Source organism: Burkholderia seminalis DSM 23518, assembly GCF_902832885.1.
Taxonomy (GTDB): Bacteria; Pseudomonadota; Gammaproteobacteria; order Burkholderiales; family Burkholderiaceae; genus Burkholderia; species Burkholderia seminalis.
Genome location: NZ_CADFDK010000014.1, coordinates 82,317 through 100,246, shown reverse-complemented (window position 1 = coordinate 100,246; position 17,930 = coordinate 82,317). Strand labels below are relative to the sequence as shown.

General features: G+C 65.2%; 15 protein-coding genes. All 15 read right to left on the bottom strand.

Going from position 1 to position 17,930, the window contains the following annotated elements; translation table 11 throughout:
• Positions 1-22 precede the first annotated feature (22 nt).
• The 15 genes from HWX00_RS30415 to HWX00_RS30345 all read right to left on the bottom strand — a co-directional run bounded on the left by HWX00_RS30415 (position 23) and on the right by HWX00_RS30345 (position 17,929).
• Positions 23-1,054 (bottom strand): ABC transporter substrate-binding protein, encoded by a 1,032-nt coding sequence (locus HWX00_RS30415; protein WP_059557940.1) that lies wholly within the window; start codon positions 1,052-1,054, stop codon positions 23-25.
• 48 nt (positions 1,055-1,102) lie between these two features.
• Complete coding sequence (locus HWX00_RS30410) at positions 1,103-2,029, bottom strand: TauD/TfdA dioxygenase family protein (RefSeq protein ID WP_049036679.1); 927 nt, start codon at positions 2,027-2,029, stop codon at positions 1,103-1,105.
• Between the two features lie 363 nt (positions 2,030-2,392).
• The gene (locus tag HWX00_RS30405; RefSeq protein ID WP_175027295.1) at positions 2,393-3,736 is read right to left on the bottom strand and encodes an LLM class flavin-dependent oxidoreductase; all 1,344 of its coding nucleotides are present in this window, start codon (positions 3,734-3,736) and stop codon (positions 2,393-2,395) included.
• A 160-nt stretch (positions 3,737-3,896) separates the two neighbouring features.
• Entirely contained in the window at positions 3,897-4,328 is a 432-nt protein-coding gene (locus HWX00_RS30400) for an ExbD/TolR family protein (protein ID WP_034190941.1), read from the bottom strand.
• Between the two features lie 12 nt (positions 4,329-4,340).
• Positions 4,341-4,763 carry an ExbD/TolR family protein gene (locus tag HWX00_RS30395; RefSeq protein WP_049036675.1) on the bottom strand — a complete coding sequence of 141 codons (423 nt, stop codon included), beginning with the start codon at positions 4,761-4,763 and terminating at the stop codon, positions 4,341-4,343.
• A gap of 12 nt (positions 4,764-4,775) precedes the next feature.
• Positions 4,776-5,714 (bottom strand): MotA/TolQ/ExbB proton channel family protein, encoded by a 939-nt coding sequence (locus tag HWX00_RS30390; protein WP_034190939.1) that lies wholly within the window; start codon positions 5,712-5,714, stop codon positions 4,776-4,778.
• Between the two features lie 69 nt (positions 5,715-5,783).
• Positions 5,784-6,479: an energy transducer TonB gene (locus HWX00_RS30385; protein ID WP_034190938.1), complete on the bottom strand. Its 696-nt coding sequence runs from the start codon at positions 6,477-6,479 to the stop codon at positions 5,784-5,786.
• Positions 6,480-6,587: 108 nt separating this feature from the next.
• Entirely contained in the window at positions 6,588-7,637 is a 1,050-nt protein-coding gene (locus tag HWX00_RS30380) for an LLM class flavin-dependent oxidoreductase (protein ID WP_264166496.1), read from the bottom strand.
• A 78-nt stretch (positions 7,638-7,715) separates the two neighbouring features.
• Entirely contained in the window at positions 7,716-9,527 is a 1,812-nt protein-coding gene (locus tag HWX00_RS37205; protein ID WP_175027296.1) for an amino acid ABC transporter permease/ATP-binding protein, read from the bottom strand.
• The gene (locus tag HWX00_RS30370; protein WP_175027297.1) at positions 9,527-10,849 is read right to left on the bottom strand and encodes an LLM class flavin-dependent oxidoreductase; all 1,323 of its coding nucleotides are present in this window, start codon (positions 10,847-10,849) and stop codon (positions 9,527-9,529) included. The genes HWX00_RS37205 and HWX00_RS30370 overlap by 1 nt, the downstream gene beginning before the upstream one ends.
• Positions 10,850-10,892: 43 nt before the next feature.
• Positions 10,893-11,894, bottom strand: a complete 1,002-nt coding sequence (locus HWX00_RS30365; RefSeq protein ID WP_175027298.1) for an LLM class flavin-dependent oxidoreductase — start codon at positions 11,892-11,894, stop codon at positions 10,893-10,895.
• A 151-nt stretch (positions 11,895-12,045) separates the two neighbouring features.
• Positions 12,046-14,523 carry a TonB-dependent receptor plug domain-containing protein gene (locus HWX00_RS30360; RefSeq protein WP_049032260.1) on the bottom strand — a complete coding sequence of 826 codons (2,478 nt, stop codon included), beginning with the start codon at positions 14,521-14,523 and terminating at the stop codon, positions 12,046-12,048.
• Between the two features lie 117 nt (positions 14,524-14,640).
• Complete coding sequence (locus HWX00_RS30355; RefSeq protein WP_124609292.1) at positions 14,641-15,609, bottom strand: ABC transporter substrate-binding protein; 969 nt, start codon at positions 15,607-15,609, stop codon at positions 14,641-14,643.
• A 3-nt stretch (positions 15,610-15,612) separates the two neighbouring features.
• Entirely contained in the window at positions 15,613-16,170 is a 558-nt protein-coding gene (locus HWX00_RS30350) for a GNAT family N-acetyltransferase (RefSeq protein ID WP_175027324.1), read from the bottom strand.
• Positions 16,171-16,390: 220 nt separating this feature from the next.
• Complete coding sequence (locus HWX00_RS30345) at positions 16,391-17,929, bottom strand: MFS transporter (RefSeq protein WP_034190933.1); 1,539 nt, start codon at positions 17,927-17,929, stop codon at positions 16,391-16,393.
• Position 17,930: the final 1 nt, after the last annotated feature.

The window sequence follows — 17,930 nt, the reverse complement described above, 5'->3', positions numbered from 1 at the left end:
GGCGTCGCAGCGTCGACTCCGCTCAACTACCGCCGGCGGTCGCGGGATCGTCGAAGAAGTAGTCGCGCCACGACTTCGGCTCGTTGCGGATCGCGCCGGTGCGATGCATGAACTGCGCGAGCGGCAGCGTGTTCTGCGGCGCGGTCTTGAACTGCACCTGCGGATTGCGCAGGATCTTCAGCAGCAGTGCGCGATCGATCTTCGAACCGTTCACGCGAATATAGGTGTCGGCCGCGCGCTCCGGATCGGCCGCGATCTGCCGTGCGGCGTCGGCCAGCGCGGCGACGAACGCACGATAGGTCTTCGGGTTGTCGTCGCGGAATTTCTCGGTCGCGTACAGCACCGTCGCGGAACTCGGGCCGCCGAGCACGTCGTACGAATTCAGCACGATGTGCGCGTTCGGGTTGCCGGCAAGTTCCTGCTCCTGGAACGGCGGATTGCCGAAGTGGCCGGTGATCACGTTGCTGTTCGCGAGAATCGCGGCCGTCGCGTCGGGATGCGGAATCGCCTGCGTGAGCGGGTCGAGCTTGTCGAACTGCTTGTCGCCCCACTGCTTCGCGGCCGCGTACTGCAGCACACGCGACTGCACCGACACGCCGACCGCCGGCACCGCGATGCGGTCCTTCGCGCTCAGGTCGGCGATCGTCTTCACGTTCGGGTTGCTGCTCACGAGGTAGTACGGAAAATTGCCGAGCGACGCGACGCCCTTCACGTTCTGCCGGCCACGCGTGCGGTCCCACACGGTCAGGAGCGGGCCGACGCCCGCGCCCGCGATGTCCACCGCGCCGGACAGCAGCGCGTCGTTGACGGCCGCACCGCCCGACAACCGCACCCAGTCGACCTTGATGTCGAGACCGGCCTTGCGCCCTTCCTTCTCGATCAGTTGCTGGTCGCGCGCGACGTTCAGCATCAGGTAGACGACGCCGAACTGCTCGGCGATGCGGATGCGCCCCTCCGCCTGCGCGGCTTGCGGGATCACCGCGCCCGCGAAGGCGAGCGCGGCGGTGAGTATGGCCGCCAGCGCGCGACGCGCCGGCAAGAACGAAAACGACATCGGAACTCCGGTCGGGATGAGGCAGGAATGAATGACGCGGCGCGCGGCTCAGAAAGGCGCGTCGCCTTCGATCGTCGTGCGGTACAGCTTGCGGCGCAGGTGGTCGGGCGTGCCGGCGGCAAGATGCATCAGCGAACGGTTGTCCCAGAACACCAGATCGTGGTCGCGCCATGCGTGCCGATACAGGTGCTCGGTGCGTACGCTGTGCGCGAACAGTTCGTCGAGCAGCGCGCGGCTTTCGTCGTCGGGCAGCCCGACGATGCGCGTCGTGAAATGCTCGCTGACGAACAGCGCCTTGCGGCCCGTTTCCGGATGCGTGCGCACGACCGGATGAACGACCGCCGCGACCTGCGCGATCTGCTCGGGCGACAGGTTCGGCCGCCACGGGCTGCGCGCCTGCAGTTCCGCATAACGCGCGAGATACGTATGCTCGGCGCGACGCCCTTCGACCGCGCGACGCAAGTGGGCCGGCAGCGTGTCCCACGCGAGGTGCATGTTCGCGAACAGCGTGTCGCCGCCTTCCGCCGGCAGTTCCTGCGCGTGCAGCAGCGAGCCGAGGCTCGGTTTTTCCTTGTACGACAGGTCGGAATGCCAGAAATGGCCGGCGTCGCCGAGCCCGACCGGTTTGCCGTTCTCGACGATGTTCGACACGATCAGCACTTCCGGGTGGCCGGCCAGCGCGAACTGATGGAGCACGTGAATCTGCAGCGGGCCGAAGCGGCGGCTGAACGCGATGTGCTCGTCCGGCGTGATGCGCTGATCGCGAAACACCAGCACGTGGTGATCGAGATGCGCGCGATGGATGCGCGCGAAATCGTCGGCGTCGAGCGGTTTCGACAGGTCGAGGCCGATGACCTCGGCGCCGAGCGGCGCGTCGAACGGCACGATGTCGAAATGCTGCGCCGCGCCGTCCGGCCGCAAGGCGGGATGCCCGGCGGAAAGCGTTGCGGCATCGCGGATGGCGGTAGTCGTCACGGCACGGCCTCTGATTCGGTCAAAACGCGAATCTACGAGGCCTTGCCGGCACGCGTCAACGAAGCGATTCGGATACGTTTATCTGCTGCGGTGATAAAGATCGCTGCTCGCGCATACGGGGCCGATCGGGGGCGGGATCGCGCCACCGATGCCCATGACCCGGGATTCCGAGCGCGTTCGACCCCGCCGGCCCGCGCCACGAGCCGGCCGAGGCCGCGCCGCGCCAGCCGACGGGCCATGAATGGCGGTAATCGTCCATTTCGTCCCGAATCCGGCGGTTTCGCCAAAAGGCTTCCGAAGCAGGGCACGAACAGGACGACTACCCCGAAGAGGACGAAACCGGCGGCCGGATTCCGGGCGGGATTACGCCACGGCGTAGCGATTGCGCGGATAACTCACGTCGAGATGGTCCCGCAAGGTCGTTCCTTGATACTCGACACGGAACAGACCGCGCTCCCGAAGAATCGGCACCACCTGTTCCGCGAACTCGGTGAATGCCGTCGGCGTACCGCCACCTACGATGAAACCGTCCGCGGCGTCGGCTTCGAACCATTCCTGCAAGCCGTCCGCGATGTGCTCGGGCGTACCGATGAAACGCGGCCGCGGTGCAGCCGCTTCGAGCGCGACCTGGCGCAGCGTCAGTCCACGCTCGCGCGCGTTGCGCTTGATCTCGTCGGTCCCGCTGCGGAAACTGTTGCTGCCGAGGTCGCCGAGCTCCGGAAATGGCGCGTCGAGCGGATATTGGCCGAAGTCGTGATGTTCGAAAAATCGCCCGAGATGGTCGAGTGCGCTCCCGACCGTGATCAGCTTCAGGCTCTCCTGGTACTGTTGCTCCGCGTCCTCGGCCGTCCGCCCCACGATTACGCCGATCCCCTGGAAAATCTTCAGCTCGTCGGGCTGACGCCCCTGTTCGATCACCTGCCGCTTGAGATCCACATAGAATTCGTGTGCCTGGGTCAGCGTATCGTGATGAGTGAAGACGGCATCCGCATGCGTGGCCGCGAGCTGCTTGCCGGCGTCGGACGCGCCGGCCTGGAACAGGATGGGCCGAGCCTGCGGCGTACGCCCGACGTTCAGCGGCCCCTCGACCGAGAAATACTTGCCCTTGTGATTGAGCGTATGGAGCTTGGCCGGATCGAAGAACACGCCGCTCGCGCGGTCGCGCACGAACGCGTCTTCCTCCCATGAATCCCAGAGCCCCTTCGTCACCTCGAGATATTCGTCGGCGATCCGGTAACGTTCGTCATGTTCGGGATGCTCGGTGCGCGAAAAATTCCGTGCGGAACCTTCAAGCGGCGACGTCACGACGTTCCAGCCTGCACGCCCCCGGCTCAGGTGATCCAGGCTCGCGAACTGCCGGGCAACCGTGAACGGCTCGCTGTACGACGTCGACAGCGTTCCCACCAGCCCGACCCGTTCGGTGACGGCCGACAGTGCCGACAGCAGCGTGAGCGGCTCGAAACGATTCAGGAAGTGCGGGATCGATTTCGCGTTGATATGCAGGCCGTCCGCCACGAACACGAAATCGAATTTCGCGGCCTCGGCCTCGCGGGCGACGCGCCTCGCGAAATCCGGATTGATGCTCGCGTCGATCACCGCGTCCGGATGGCGCCACCCGGCGTAGTGTCCGCCCGGACCGTGGATCGTCGCGCCAAGATGAATCTGCCTGGCACGTCCGTTCTGACGCACTGCCTGCGTTTCGCTCATGATGGGTATTCGTTGGTTGTACAGAAATTGGATGTCAAGGCGCTTCCTCCCCTCCCTCGGTTTCATCGGTGCCGAGATTGCGGAAAGAGCGACTGCCCGACGTGCGGCGATCAATCGCCGAGCCCTGAAGCCCGCTCGATCGCCGACGCCATCGAATGACTCATTGCGTGAACTGCTCGCTGCCGATCAACCCGATCTTCGTCGCCCCTTCGCGCTGGGCGGAGGCCAGCACTTCGGCCACCGCCTTGTAGGGTGCGGACTTGTCCGGGCGCAACCGGATCTCGTCCTGGTCGGCCTCGGCCGCCACCGCGCGGAACTTCGCGTCCAGCGCGGCCACACCGCCCACTGCCGAGCCGTTCCAGTTGACCGTGCCGTCGGCGCCGATGTCGATCTGTACGACCTGGGGCGGATGCGGCGGCACGGGCGGATTGCCCACCGGCAGGTTCATCTTCACCGAATGCATCTGGATCGGGATCGTGATGATCAACATGATCAGCAGCACCAGCATGACGTCGATCAACGGCGTGGTGTTGATGTCGACCATCACTTCGGGGTCGTCCCGGCCTGCGCCTGCGCCTACGTTCATACCCATCGTTCGAACTCCTTAGCTGCCGCGTGCGGGCGGTTGCGTGATGAAGGCGACCTTGCCGATCCCGGCCCGTTCGCACGCGGTCACGACCTTGCCGATGTACTGATACGGCGTGGCCTGGTCGCCGCGCACGTGCACATCCGGTTGCGGCGCCTGCGCCGACACGTCTTTCAGCCGCGCCACCAGCGTCGGCAAATCCACATGCTCCGTGCCCCAGAAGATGTCGCCCTGCCGGTTCACCGCGATCTCGATGCTCTTCGGCTGCGTCTGCAGCGGCTGGATGCGCTCCGCCGGCAGCTGCACCTGGACCGTATGGGTCACCACCGGGATCGTGATCAGGAAGATGATCAGCAACACCAGCATCACGTCCACGAGCGGCGTCGTGTTGATCGCCGAGATGACCTCGTCGTTGTCGTCACTGCCGACACTGATTGCCATGACGCGCCCCGCTTACGACTGAGCCGCCAGCGCCTGCGGCGCCCGTGCCGCCGGTGTCGCGATGCCGCCCGCCGCGCGCCTGCCGCCCGCGAGCAATACGGTGTGCAACTGCGCGCCGAAATCGCGCACGCGTTCCATCACGGACTTGTTGCGGCGCACGAGGAAGTTGTAGCCGAGCACCGCCGGCACGGCGACCGCGAGGCCGATCGCGGTCATGATCAGCGCCTCGCCCACCGGCCCCGCGACCTTGTCGATCGATGCCTGGCCCGCGATGCCGATGGCGGTCAGCGCGTGATAGATGCCCCACACGGTGCCGAACAGGCCGACGAACGGCGCGGTGGAACCCACCGTGCCCAGAAAGGCCAGGCCGTCCTGCAGCCGGTTCGATACGCTCGTGATCGAACGCTCGATGTTCAGGTCGATCCAGGTATTGCGGTCGACCGAATCGAGCAATGCGGTGTCGTGGTGTTCGCCCGCCTCGATCGCATTCTCGGCGATGAAGCGAAACGGCGACGCATCGTCGAGCTGGGCGGCACCCTCGGCCAGCGTCGGCGCATTCCAGACCTGCTGGTCGGCCGATTTCGCCCGGCTGTTCGCCCGTGCCTGCTCGACGAACTTGGTGATCATGATGTACCAGCTGCCGAGCGACATGACCACGAGCAGTCCGAGCACGAAGCGGGCGACAAAGTCGCCGTTCGCCCACAGCGCGCCCAGCCCGTACGGATTTTCGACGGTTGCCGACGTCGCGGGCTCGGGCGGCGGCACCGCACGATCGGCCGCGCTTGCGGCAGCCGGTGCCGCCGAGGTCGGTGCCGCGCCGGGAGCGGCCTGGCTCGGCGCGGATGCCGCCGTTTGCTGTGCAAGCACGGCTTGCGGTGCGATCAGCGTGCCGCCGATGCCGGCCGAGATCATCAGACTTGCCGCGACTGCGGCGCGAAAGCGCTTGTTCATAAGGACTCCGTATGCGTCATGTGTCGATTCGAAAAACCGGCCCGGCCGAACGGCTTGCCGTGGCCCGCGTCAATTCAGGTTGAAGGAAAACGGTACGCGCACGCGCACGGATTCTCCCTGCGCAATGCAGTGAAACCGCTTGACCGCGTTGAGCGCCGCACGATTGAGCACCGGGTCGGCCGGCTGCGCGACCCGGAGGTTCGTGACGCGGCCGTCCGGGTCCACCGTGAATTCGACCGTGACATCGCCCGTGATGTTGTTGTCCTGCGCCTCCGTCGGGTAGACGATCGACGACCGGACTTCGTCCGAATTCGGGCAGACCACGCCGATCTCGTGGTTCACCGGCTTCGCGACCGGCACCGGCGCCGGCGCCGGCGGCGCCTCGTGCACGGGGGCGCTTGGCGCCGGCACGTCCTGGTGCGTGATGGTCGGCGGCGGCGGTGCCTGCACGCGCACCTCCGGCGGCGGCACGAACGGCGGCGGCGGCGGTGCCACGCGCGGCTTCGACACGACCTTCTCGACCGGCTTCGGCGGAGGGGGCGGCGGGGGCGGTTTCACCGGTACGATGATCCGGGTTTCGATCGGTTGCTGGACGATCTGGACGACCCGGGTCGCGAGGCCGTTCACGAGCGCCCAGACCAGGACGAGATGCAGGACGATGGCGATCGCGATGCCGCCGAAGCGGCGTACCGGATGAGTCTGCTTGTTGCCGAAGCGGCGCGGGCGGCCGATTGCCGCGAGCCGGGATTGAGAGACGGTTGTCATGTTCGGTCCAGTTGCAACGAAGTCGAAGGGGCGGCGTGCCCGGCGGCGTCCGGTTCATCGCCGACGTCGGTCACGTGCGCCATTCGATGGAATGTCATGTCGATCGCGTCAGGCCGCGGCGGATGCTCGCCGTCCAACCGGCTGCCACCCGAGCGCCGGGGCGACATGCGTGATGAAGTCCTCGAGAATCTGCCGGTAGTTCTCGAACGGCAGGTCGTAAGGCAATTCGAGCCGCAGCTCTCGCACCTGTCCGACCACCGGGTCGGCCAGCAACCGCTCCACGATCTCGTCGGAGGGGCCAACGAGATCCGGCGCGAACAGCGTGCGCCGCTCGCCCTGCGGCGCGAGCGTGCGCGCATGGCGGGCATCGGCAAACGCTCGATAACGTTCGCGCTCGCGGGCATTCGCACCATCGGTCGGCACGATCACGCGCCCCAGCGCGATGCGGGGAGCGACGGCTTCGCTCCAGTGCGCGCGGTACAGCTCAAGCTGCCGGAGCTGGGCATCGACGTAACTGTCCGTCCCCTCGCCCGTGGTCAGATTGCCGATCAGCAGGTTGAAGCCGTTTCTGGCGGCCCACTCGATCGAACGCCTCGAGCCGCCGCCGTACCAGAGCCGGCCCGTCAATCCGGGCGCATACGGGCTCACGCGCGGCCGCACACGACCGGCGGCCGATTCCACGAACGTGTCGTCGTCGCCGAGCCAGTCGCCGGCAAGATTGCGACGCAGGCGCGCCACGCGCGCATGCGAGAAGTCGACCAGATCCGGGTCGGTATCGAACAACCGCTCGCCCAGCAGCGCGCCATGATTCGGTGCGCCCGCACTGAGTCCGACGTTGAGCCGGCCGTGCGACAGCACGTCCACGGTCGCGAGATCCTCGGCCAGTCTGAACGGATTCTCGTAGCCCATCTGGATCACGGCCGCGCCGAGTCCGATCCGGGTCGTGCGCTGGCTCGCCGCCGCGAGAAACGTGGCGGCCGACGATACGGCTCGCTCCAGATGGCGCTGCCGAACCCACGCGCTGTCGTAACCGAGCACCTCACCGACGCGGAACAGTTCGAGCGTCCGCTCGAATCCCGCGCGCGCGTCCTCGTCGGGATAATTTCCCGGTGTCAGGAACGCAATATGATCAATGCGTACGTTGCTCACCTTTTTCATCCTTCGTCATTTGCCGTGATTCCGGTGCATGCCGCCCACGCCACACGCCGGTAGAGACGCTCGCCGTGCACGGCACCACTACGACAGCACCTTCGACAGAAACTCGCGCGTACGCGGATGCGCAGGGGCCGCCAGCACCGCCGACGGCGGCCCCGACTCCACGACGCGCCCGCCGTCCATGAAAACGATCGTGTCCGCCACCTCTCGCGCGAATCCGATTTCGTGCGTCACGATGATCAGCGTGGTCCCGGAACGGGCAAGCTGGCGGATCACGTCGAGCACTTCGTTCACGAGTTCCGGATCGAGCGCGGAAGTCGGCTCGTCGAACAGCAACACCTTGGGCTTCAGCGCAAGCGCGCGCGCGATGGCGACGCGCTGCTGCTGCCCGCCGGACAACTGGCGCGGCCATGCATCGGCCTTGCCGGCCAGGCCCACCCGGGCAAGCAGCGTGCGTGCTTCCGCTTCTGCCTGCGCACGCGACAGGCCGGCCGCGACCGGCGCCTCGACGATGTTCTCGAGCACGGTCAAATGCGGGAACAGGTTGAAGTTCTGGAACACCATGCCGACTTCGGCGCGGCGGCGCAGGATGTCCTTTTCCTTGAGCTCGTAAAGCGTGCGCCCGTCGCGGCGATAGCCGACCAGTTCACCGTCGATGTCGACGAATCCCTCTTCCACGCGCTCCAGATGGTTGATGGTGCGCAACAGCGTCGACTTGCCCGATCCCGACTGCCCGAGCACGACCGTCACGCTCCCCGACGGGATCGCCAGCGACACGTTGTCGAGCACCTTCAGCGGCCCGAAGCTCTTCGATACGCGATGAATGCCGACGGCCGCACCGACACGCTGTTTCGCCCACCCGGCCGCCTCGGCGCCCGGCGCGGCAGCGGCGTCCGGCCGCGCGGCAGCCGCCGCGCCCCATGACAGCAGCGCGTCGACCGCGAGACGGCCTCTGCGCAACACCCGGGAGAGGTCCGATGCGGCGACCGGGTCGCGCGTCGCACCGCGCGCGTAGTGGCGCTCGATATGCACCTGGATCGCCGACAGCGCGGTCAGGATGACCAGATACCAGACGGTCGCCACCATCAGCATCGGGATCACTTCGAGGTTGCGGTGGTAAATGATCTGCACCGTGTAGAACAGATCCGGCATGGCGAGGATATAGACGACCGCCGTCCCCTTTGCCAGGCCGATCACGTCATTGAACGCGGCGGGCAGGATCGCGCGCATCGCCTGAGGCAGCACGATGCGCCAGGTCTGCCGCGCGCGCGGCAGGCCGAGCGCGGCCGCGGCCTCGCGTTGCCCGTGTTCGACCGACAGGATGCCGCCGCGGATCGCTTCTGCCGCAAACGCGGCCTGGGTCAGCGTGAGCCCGAGAATGGCCGCCATGAACGGCGTGATCAGGTCCGTGGTCGGGCCGTGCAGGAACACGATGTCCGTGAACGGGATACCCAGCCTGACCGTGTCGTACAGATAGCCGAGATTGTTCAGCAACAGCAGCAGGACGATGGTCGGGATCGAGCGGAACAGCCAGATGTACGCCCATGAGCAAGAGGACAGCAGCGGCGAACGCGAGAGCCGCGCGAGCGCGAGCGGAATGGCCAGCGCGAAGCCGAGCACGGCACCGAGCGCCGTCAACAGCAACGTTTGCCCAAGGCCCGCGAGCACCGCCTCCGAGAAAAACCAGTGAGCAAAGACGTTCCAGCCCCAGCGCGGATTGCCGAGCACCGAATAGAGCACGGCGGCGATCAGCACGATCGCCGCGACGGTGCCGGCCGTTCTCGCCGGATAGCGTGCGGGCACGACCCGGTAATCCGCGTAGTCGGGCACCGGCGCCGTCGCGGCATCCGGTGCGAACGGCGCGTGGCCGACAATCCGGGAAATATCGTTCATCACGCAGTCTCGGCGGTGGCGTAGCGGCTCGCGCGACGCGGCAGGCCAAGGTGTTCGCGAAGCGTGACGCCCGGTAACGCGCGGTGGTAGCGGCCCCGTGCCTCAAGGGCGGGGATCACATACCGGACGAAATCCTCGAGCCCTTCGGTCTGCACCTGGAAGCCAAGGATGAAGCCGTCAGCCGCGCCTGCATCGAACCAGCGGATCAGCTCGTCCGCGACTTCCTCGCCGGTGCCGATGAACCCGGGCTTCGGCGTCGCCACTTCAAGCGCCACCTCCCTGAGCGTCGAGCCGTTTTTCCTGGCCTCTTCCTTGATGCGATCGGTCGTGGAACGGAAACTGTTCCTGCCGAGCTCGCCCAGTTCCGGAAACGGCGCGTCGAGCGGATATTGCGAAAAATCATGATGCTCGAAGAAGCGGCCGAGATACGCCAACGCTTCGTCGATCGTGAGCAGATCGCGAATCGCGCGGTATTTCGCGTCGGCTTCTTCGCGCGTCGCGCCGACGATCGGCCCGATACCGGGGAAGATCTTCACGTCGGTTCGCGACCGACCGTGCGCCACTGCGCTGTCGCGCACGCGTTCGGCGAATTCGCGCGTCTCGCCGAGCGACGGAGCGTGGGTAAACACGGCATCGGCATACTTGCCGGCCAGTGCGATGCCCGCATCCGACGAACCCGCCTGGAAAATCACCGGTTGTCCCTGCGGCGAGCGCTGGATGTTCAGCGGCCCGGCCACGTTGAAAAAGCGGCCCTGGTGGTTCAGCGTGTGCAGCTTGTCGCGGTCGAAGAAGCGGCCGCTCGCGCGGTCGCGCACGAACGCATCGTCGTCCCAGCTGTCCCACAGGCCTTGCACCGTCTCCAGATATTCGTCGGCGATCTCGTAACGCAGCGCGTGATCCGGATGTTCGCCGCCGTAGTTCTTCGCGGACCCTTCGAGCGGCGACGTCACGACGTTCCACCCGGCTCGCCCGCCGCTGATCAGGTCGAGCGATGCGAACTGACGCGCCACCGTGAACGGATGGCTGTACGACGTGGACAGTGTGCCGGCCAGCCCGATCCTGGAGGTCGCCGTCGCAAGCGCGGACAGGATCGAGATCGGCTCGAAGCGGTTCAGGAAATGCGGGATCGATTTCTCGTTGATGTAGAGGCCGTCCGCGACGAACACGAATGCCACGCCGTTGGCTTCGGCCTTCTGCGCGATGCCGGTGACGAAATCGATATTGACGCTCGCATCGGCGGGACCGGCCGGATGCTTCCACGAATTCATGTGGCCGCCGGCGCCGTGAAGCATCAGTCCGAATGTCAGGTTACGTTGGGTCATGTTCAAATCCGCATGCAAGAAAGGGGAAAGGCGCGAATCGCGGTCAAACGGCGATCGGTTGCTCGACGCGTGCCAGCGCTTCGACCGACGCAAGACGTTTCGCCGGGTCCGTCACCGGGTTGTCGATCACGAACTCGTCGACGCCGAAACGCTCATGCAGCGCATCCAGTTCCCGATGCACCTCTTGCGCCGTACCCGCCAGCACCTGCGGATGCAGCTCGTCGATCCGGTAGTCGGTCACGCCAATCTGGCGCGCGAAGTCGGCCGCCGCCTCCGCGCTCGACAGGTTGACGCTCTGCCCGTTTCCGAAACGCAGCTTGAAGATCCTCAACGCGCCGACCTGCCGTTTCGCGTCCTCGGACGATTGCGCGGCCACCGCGAACAGCGCGAGCAGCGGCACGTGGCCCGTCGCGTGGCGATAAACGTCGATCGACCGCTCGATATTGGCAATCTCCCCGTTGAAATGGCCTGCGTAGCAGAACTGCCAGCCGTGCCGTGCGGCCAGTTCGGCACTTTCCGGGCTGCCGCCCAGCAGGATCCGCTGCGGCGGCTCCGCGGGTGCGGGCAGCGCGATCGCACCGGCGAGCGGATGATCCGGCGCGACGCCGTCGCCGAGAAATGCATCGAGCTCGGCGAGTTGTCCGGCGAAATCCGGTTTCTTCGACTTGTCGTGAAACCACTGCAATGCGCGCGTGGCGAGCGGCAGCCCGCCGGGCGCCTTGCCCACGCCGAGGTCGACACGGCCGGGGGCGATGGAAGCCAGCACGCGAAACGATTCGGCGACTTTGTAAGGGCTGTAATGCTGAAGCATCACACCGCCCGACCCGACACGAATCCGGGACGTATGCGCGAGCACATGCGACACGACGATTTCAGGCGCCGAACTCGCCAGCCCCGACGCGCCGTGGTGTTCCGCAATCCAGTAGCGCTTGTAGCCGAGCGCTTCGGCGCGCTTCGCGAGCGCGATCGTGAAACTCAGTGCGTCGTGTGCGCTCGCCCCTTCTGCAATCGGGCTTTTGTCGAGAATCGAAAGGGAATAAGACATGAAGCTCAACCTTGTAGAACGGCTGACCCGCCGGAACCAGGCGGCGTCCGGCAAGTGCCGATACAGCTGAACGTGCCGGACAAGTCATTCATTATGGATAACGGAGCATGTTTCCGTTACGGTCATTTCTGCTATGGATATGGTCGTTCGATCAGAACAGATAGCGTGCGCGCAGATAATAAAATCCGCCGTTGACGCCGATCGTGCTGCCGCCGCTGTACTGGATACCTTCCAGTTGCGTCTCGAAGGGCAGCTTGCTCGGGCGAACGTCGAACAGGTTTTGCGCACCCGCGGCGATCTGGAACTGCTTGGTCACGTCATAACGCACTTCCAGGTCGGTCACATACCGCGCGGCTTCCTCGTAGTGAACGAATTGCGAGGTCGAGAATGCGTTCGGGCCGACGAAGTACGTCCCCTCGCCCGAAGTCTTCCCGTAGCGCGTTTCATGCAACGTCACCGCCCACTTGTCGAGACGCCAGGTGCCGCCGACGATGATCTTGTTCTTCGGTGTCGTGGTGGACAGCGACGCGATCTGTTGCCCGTTCAGCGACGGCTTCCCGTTCGATCCGTTCGCCACGTGCGTGACCGACGTCGTATTCAAGTTCACGCCGAAATCCCAGTCCACCTGGCCGTAGCGGCCGAAACCGGTGTGATACGTACCCGCGAGGTCGATCCCGCGCGTGCGCGTGTTGGCGCCGTTGGTGAAGTAACTTGCGCTGACCGCCGACGCCGGCACCGAGCCCGGCACGCTCAGGCCCGCCCCTTCGAGCGCGGCGATGGCCGCGGCGCCCGACGCGGTACCGCCGAGCACGATCCGGTTGCGGATATTGATCTGGTACGCATCGATCGTCAGCTGCAGGTTGCGAACGGGGTTGAGCACCAGCCCGAAGTTGTAGCTGGTCGACTGCTCGGGTTTCAGCGCCTGCGCCCCGATCAGGCGCGCGCCGGGCGATGTCGTTGCCAGGATCCCGCCCACGGACGCCGGCGACGTGGTCACGCTGGTGTAGGACTCCTGGGCCAGCGACGGCGCGCGGAAGCCGGAACTCACGCTGCCGCGAACCGCGATGGCCGGCGAGAACTGGTAGCGGGTCGAAATCTTGCCGTTGGTCGTGTCGCCGACGTCGTTGTAGTGCTCGTAACGGCCGGCCAGATTCACCTGCCATTTCGGCGTCAGGTAGGTCGACAGATCGACGTACGTGCCAATCACGTTGCGCGAGATATCGCTCGCGCTGACCGGCGCCAGGCCCGGCAACGCGGCCGAGCCGCCGTCGATCCACGACGCCTGTTCGCCATTGCGGATCGTATAGGTTTCGCGACGCTGTTCGACACCCACGGCGACATTCAGTGGTGCGGGCAGCAGCGGGACATTGAACGCCCGCGACAGGTCGAGGTTGTTCGTCAGCTGGGTGTTGCTGACGGTCGACAGATGAAAGGTGGACGGCGTATAGCCCGAGGCAGCGTACAAGCCCGTGTTGGCGGAATTGCGCATCCCGAACACGCTGTAGTCGCCGCCATAGGTCGTGCTCAGATCCCATGCCCAGCCGAACAGGTTCTTGCCCTTCACGCCGGCCGTCACCGAGTAATCGTTCTCGTTGATCGTTTCGACCGGCACGAACCCGTTCGGGTAGACCTGCGGCAGGACCGACGGCGGACGATAGTTCTGGTACGCCTCGCCATTGCGGTGCGCATAGGTGCCGAACCCGTAGAGCTCGACGTCGTCGCCGAGGTAGTAGCCGGCATTGAAGCCCACCGTTTCGCGCGAACTGGCCGGGTCGCCGAGGATCGGGTTGTAATAGCCCTGCCCCTGCGGAAACCGTCCGAAATAGTCGTCGGGCCCCGTGCGGATCGTATGGTTCTGCCGGTCGAATCCGGCGCTCAGATCGATGAATCCCTTGTCGGCGAGATTCAGGCCGATCGTGGCGGATTCGCTGGTCTTGAAGCCGTCGCCCGAGTACGTCTGTCCGTTGGTCGTCGCGAGCTCACCGCCGCGCACGTTGCGCTTCAGGATGATGTTGATCACGCCCGCGATCGCATCGGAACCGTACTGCGCGGATGCGCCGTCACGCAGCACTTCGATATGGTCGATCAGGCCCACCGGGATCGTATCGATATCCACGCCGGTCGAGCCTTGATTCAGGCCTGGATCCAGCGTGATGTTCGCGGTCGTATGGCGGCGCTTGCCATTCACCAGCACGAGCACGTGGTCGGGCGTCAGGCCATGCAGCGACAGCGTGTCGGTCAGCACGCCGGTATCGCCCGAGTACGAGGTCTTCGTGATCGACGGCGACAGTTTCACCAGCGCGTCGCGCAGGTTCGTCTGCCCCGTCGCACGCAACTGATCGCCGCCGATCACATCGATCGGCGTCAGGCTCTTGCTTGCTCGTGTCTCGGTGCGCGAACCCGTGATCACGACGCGGTCCTGAACCTGTACCTTGCCGTCCGGCGTGGCCGAAGCCGACGATGCCGGTGCGGCAGCTCCACTGGACGGCGCCGCGACAACCGCCGCGCCGTCCACCGCTCCCGCTTCCTGCGCCCAGGCCGCGCCATGGAAAACACCCGCCGCCACCGCCACCGATATCACTGTCCTGCGCGTCTTCGGCGAAACCCCTTCGCCCCGTGTGTGCCGCATGATTTCTCCGCTCTTTGCCGATTGAAGGCACGCGATGCGATGCCTTTTAGTAGTAGTCCGTATGATTAATGAAATGTCGTTCCAGGCGACAGCTTGTTTCAGCCGCTCAAGACCCGATCAGAGATCGGGAAGTCCTGGGGGATTGGTCGAGGCCTTCGTGATCGACTCGCTGTCGAGATTCCAGCGGCTCAGTACCTGGCGATATTTACCGTTCTGAATCAGGTCGTTGATTGCATAGGTGACGGGCGCTGCAAGCCCGCCGTCCTTGCGGGTCGTGACAGCCACCTCGGCGGTGTGAGGCCATCCACCGCTTACCGTGCCGACCTGCCTGATCTTCACGCCCTGACTCACCTGGTAAGCCAACACCGCGTTGACACTGAAAATCGCGTCGGCACGTCCCGATGCCAGCGCCAGCGCGCGTACGGACGGGTCGTCGTAATACAGCACGTGAATCGGCTTCAATCCGCGTGCGACATTTTCCTTGTCCCATGCCAGCAGGATTTTTTCCTGATTGGTGCCGGAGTCGCCGATGATTCGCAATCCGGCGATATCCTTCGGCTCGCGGATCTGCTTGATCGCGCTGTTCTGCTCGACATAGAAACCCAGCACGTCGCGGCGATAGGTCGAGAAGTCGAACTTCTGCTTGCGCGCTTCGGTCACGGTCACGTTCGACAGCACCGCGTCGACCTTGCCCGATGCGACGGCAAGCGGCCAGTCCGCCCATGCGAGCGGCACGAGCTTGAGCTTCAGGCCGAGTTCGTCCGCCACCAGTTGCGCGAGATCCGGATCGGCCCCGACGATCGTTTTCGCATCCGTTGCATACACACTGATCGGCGGAACGCCCACCGAAATCCCGACGGTCAGCACACCCTTCTCGACGAAGCGGAAGTTCTCCGGAATCAGCTTGATGGCCGCCGGATCCGGCGTGACGCGCGGGCGATCATGCTGATCCGGACTCAGATTCAACGATGGCGCCGACTGTGCGATGCCAGCCACGCCGAGGGCCCAGAGGGCAAACGCACCGGACAATGCGAGACCGATTCCGCGACGACGATTCATTTTTCGATATCCCTTGGAAGTATTCATCCGTCATGCGCCGAACGGCCGACCCAACGGCCTGTCCGGCTTCAAATCCTGCAAGCGATCGGTACGACCCGGTTCGAGCAGATCCTTCGCAAAAGGCAGTCGCCAATGCACTTCCAGCGCGATCGCCGGATCGTACAGTGGTGTGTAGCCGATACCGGCATAAAGCGCCGATGCCTCCGGTTGACGAAATCCGGTCGTCAGATAAGCACGCCGGTATCCCTGCTGCAGCGCACGGGATTCGAGCTCGGCCACCACGCGACGTGCAACGCCCTGGCGACGCACGCCGGAATGCGCCCAGATGCGCTTGAGCTCGGCAGTCGTATCGTCGTAGCGCTGGAATGCGCCGCCGCCCACGACTTCGCCACCTCGGCGAATCAGCACGAAGGCTCCGTCGGGCGGCGCAAACAGGGCGGCCGGATACGTCAGGAGTTCATCGCGCACGACTGCCGCGGGCACGGCGCGAAAGTCCTGATAGCGCGTGGCATACTCGACCGACAACTCGGCGAACATGGGCAGCGCAAGCGGGTCAAGCGGAGATGTGTCGATTACTTCGTCTGTCACTGATACGCCAGATGCTTCAAGCCATCTGCCTCTGATTTTTCCGGATTGAATCGATTTGTTCGACACGGTTAATTTCCCGTGTCGCGTGGCCCAATAGTGCGCGTTAACCATTCGCGTGCAAACCAAGCATTTTTGAAATCGTTATGCACACAGATACACATAATCAGGATTACATATCGTAAAGATATAAATGCGTCGAAAATGCCATTCGCCCTGCCGCTCACGCCGCCGGATGCTGCTCTCGCCTGCTGGCCCAGTCCGCGCATGCCGCCGCGAACGCACCGGCGACCAGCAGCAATATCGGCATCAACACTTCGACGAACGCATCGCGGTATGCCGCCAAATCCGATGAAGACGATGCCTGCATCAGGAACACTCCCGTTCCCCACGACATGCCGATCGAACACGCAAGCCGCTGCGACAACTGCAGAAACCCCGCGGCCAGCCCACGCCCTTCATCCTGGCCGATTTCCGCGAGCGTCATCGCCTGATTCGGCGCATGAATCAGGCCGCCGGCGACGCCCTGCAGCAACACGATCGCGGGATACGTGAGCACGACCCAGCGAACCTCGAAGTATTCGGCCGCCCCACCTTGCGCGGCGACCGCAAGCGCATGACAGGCTATCGCGAACACCGTCCCGCCACGGCCGAAGCGCCGGACGAAACGCCAGCTCCACATCGCCGATGCAGTCGATGCAAGCGCCGCGGGAATCGACAGCGCGGCATACAGCAGCGGATCGAGATGCAAACCATCGAGAAAGAACAACGCACTGACCATCCCAAGTGTGACGCTCGCTGCAAACTGGCACATCGCGACGATCGTACCGAGGACATAGCCGCTGGAACCGAGCAGACCGCGCGACAGAATCGGCGTGCCGCCGCCACGCTGATACGCCGCCTCCCACGCGAGAAACAACGGCAGCCCGGCCAGCGCGACCGCGAGGCACACGCGCCGCGACGGCATGGCGGCACGCCCGATCAACGTGGCGAGCATGAGCGCAAGCGTGATCGCGGACAGAAGAATCAACCCGATCAGGTCGATCGAAAACCTCCGATCCGACAGCCGCTGGCGCGGCAAATACCGAAACGCCAGACAGAACACGGCCACTCCGAACGGCGCGTTGACGAGGAACAGCAGCCGCCAGCCGATGTCCGACGGAACCGATGCGAGCACGAGGCCGCCGAGAATCGGTCCGACGAGGCCCGACAATCCGCCGGCCATCGCGTATCGTCCGAGTGCCCTGGCTTGGGCCGCACCGGGGAACAAATCCTGGATCAAGCCGAATATCTGCGTATTGATCATTCCCGCGCCAAGGCCTTGCAGCACACGTGCCGCGATCACCGTGCGCGCATCGTCCGCCACCCCGCCGAGTGCGCTGAAACCGGTAAACATCGCGAGCCCGACCAGAAACAACCGGCGGCGCCCGATCGCGTCGCCGAGCCGGCCGGCGGGGACGAGCGCGATGCCGAACGCGATCGAATAGACCGACGTGATCAGCTGTATTTCGGCTGTGGACGCACGCAAGCCGCTTCTGAGCGCTGGCACCGCGAGCGTGAAGATCGCCTGATCGAGCAGCGTGGTGAAGCCCATCGCGACGCAAATGCCCAGCACGATGTCCGCGCGGACACGCGCATCGCGCGACGCACCGCTTGCATGGCGTCGGCGAGACGGCCAGCCGAACCGGCCGGACGGTCGCACCTGAGCTACGGTATCTGCCGGCTCGGCGTGCACGGACGCGTGCGGCTCGTCGCGTGTCATC